This window comes from Parafilimonas sp. (assembly GCF_047606085.1).
GTDB lineage: Bacteria > Bacteroidota > Bacteroidia > Chitinophagales > Chitinophagaceae > Parafilimonas.
This window is the reverse complement of record NZ_JASGEX010000214.1, coordinates 1-2,518: the sequence shown is the minus strand read 5'-3', so window position 1 is coordinate 2,518 and position 2,518 is coordinate 1. Positions and strand designations below refer to the sequence as shown.

Genomic DNA, 2,518 nt, shown 5'->3' with positions numbered 1-2,518 from the left:
TCGGCCGCAAACCGGGCAGGTTCGCTTCGTTCGGCTCCGCTACGCCTCACTTCACTTCACCTGCCCGCGGGTTAACTCTCTATACAGCTACTAATAAGCTATTTACACAAAGAAATAAACACTACCTGGTGGCTGTTTACACGGTAACCTACAGCAATGATCGCATCGAGGTTATAGAAATTTGTAAGATAATTTTTGCCATCGTCCGCAGTTATTCGAAAAATTCGAATAACTGAATCTTCATCTAATTCCTTGCTTTTGAAAATTTCTTTCAAGTGATAGTTGATAGTATTGGTTTCAACCCCAAACAACTCAGCCATTTTCTTTTGCGTAAGCCAAAAAGTTTCATCGTTATACAATACCTCAACCTTAATATTCCCTTCGGGAGTAGCATAAAAGATTATCTCCTTATCCTGAGGGGTGTTATCGTTTGCCATTTTAAAGTGCTTTGTTTTGTTTTTCCAAAGCCGCAATTTGCGGCCTTATATAAATAGATTGATTTTATTAACTCACGTTTTTAAATGCAGTTAATGCCTTTGCTACTTCCTTCTTTTTATCATCCTCAAAGCTGGCCAGGTAGCTTTGCGTTGTTTTCAGGTTGCTATGGCCTAAAGCCTCAGATATAAACTCTACGCTGGCGCCTGAGCGCTTTAGAACTGTTGCAAAGGAATGGCGGGCCACATAAGTAGTAAGGTTTACTTTAATATCCAGGTAAGCTGCTATTTGTTTCATGTGGTCATTAATCAGCCTTGTAAGCAACTGGATCATATTATATTCCTGTTCTGCTGAAAGGCCTGCCACCAGTTCCGGGAAAATATATACCTCCGGGTTTATTGCCTTATTGCCCCACCTGTCAACTATGGCCTTTAATTCGGCGCTATATGGCACCCTGATTTCCTCGCTTACCCTTTTTGTACGTTCAGTTTTAGCCCGCTGAAAAACAATAAAATCGCCCTGAATATTTTTAAATTTAAGCCTGCATAAATCCTTTACGTTTATTCCATTACAGAAATACATAAACAGCCAATAATCCCGCATTCGGGCAGCGGTAGAGTACGGAATGGGTTCGTAATTATAGATCAGGCCAATATCTGCCAGCGTTAAAGATTTCTTTGTGTTTTTAGACGCCGGTATTTCATATTTACGTTTGCCAAAAGGATAAAACTCTTTGGTGATCTGCCCGTTTTCAATGGCCTGGTTAAATAAAGCCCGCAGCGATCTTAAATAAATCCCTACCGTCGTTATTGAATTGCCAGATTCAAGCATCCATTTCTCATACCTTTTAAGGAACGCCGGGGTTATATATGAAAATGTATAGTTAGAAACGGACCGTTCCTTACCAAATTCATCAACCCTTTTTTCTATCAATATCTTTTGTTCTACACAAAACTTATTTAAACTCACCTTGGCAACATCATAAGAAACTGCTGAGCCAATACGATTTTCAGATTTTAGCTGGTTGATATATTCATCGAAAGTATAATTAACCGTATCAGAAAGGCCCCGGTTTTGAATAAAAGCCTTTTCAAAAGCAGGAAACGTAAATGCAGGAAGTTTATCAATTATATCTGCAGCCTTTTTTTCAAGGGATTGTAACTGCAGCAAAATATCTTTAAGCTCCTTCCGTGGCCGCTCACCCATCATGCGCTCGTATTCACCAGCCGTGAGATTAAACCTGGTCAAATAATATTTTTTAACCCGGTTAAATGTTACCCGGATAGAGATCGCACATTTTTTATCTGCCCTGGGATATATTTATCAATGAAAATGGCAGTTGTAGGAGTGCTGGCCATATAATTTAATTTTTTTGAATCAGGAGAAATGCATTTCGACACAACTCCGACACAAAAATAATTAATAACAATAAACAACGATTAAAAACGATAAAATATAAGGGTGCAGTATTAATAGGTATTTCAGAGGATGAGTACTTATTGCTATTGGTTGGTTTTTGCCAGTAATTATTTAAAATTATGACTCATAATCAGGGGGCCCCTCTCAACAGCGGCCTTTTTTAATTTAGCCCGAATATGCGGTCCTGATTTTGAATCCGTTTTAACTGATTATCAATTTGTTATAAGGTCGTTTTACAGCAGGCTTTCATTCCGGCGCTTCCAAATTTTTTTGCTGAGAGCATCGAATTTTTGTTAGTTGATTTTTTCTCAAAAACCCCCATTTTTAAAATGTGCCTAACATGCGGCATTTAATGCCAACAAACTCAATTGAATCAATCCTTGCCGGCCATCTCTAAAAGAACTGTTGAAGTGTGCAAGACAGGTTAACAATCAAAGCTAATCCATTCAGGATACCAGTAAACCTTAAGCAAAGTGAAAAATGTATTCCATACAACAAGCCCAGTTAAAAAATAATCCCCAACTAAAACCATCAGTACGTTATTTATTTATGAACTCACCAATACCAAATCATTACTAACTATTCCTTAGGATAGGCGACATTTGGTTCATTAAAAAAGGCTTTCACAAGTGTTATTTTTCTTTGAATTTCTTTCATGGTGTCT

The 2,518-nt window shown here is 38.0% G+C and carries 2 protein-coding genes; both read right to left on the bottom strand.

Annotated elements, in window-relative coordinates:
- Positions 1-98: 98 nt before the first annotated feature.
- Positions 99-437: a RhuM family protein gene (gene rhuM / locus QM629_RS19175; protein ID WP_415161522.1), complete on the bottom strand. Its 339-nt coding sequence runs from the start codon at positions 435-437 to the stop codon at positions 99-101.
- 67 nt (positions 438-504) lie between these two features.
- Positions 505-1,683, bottom strand: coding sequence for a tyrosine-type recombinase/integrase (locus tag QM629_RS19170; RefSeq protein ID WP_415161521.1), 1,179 nt, complete (start codon positions 1,681-1,683; stop codon positions 505-507).
- Positions 1,684-2,518 lie beyond the last annotated feature (835 nt).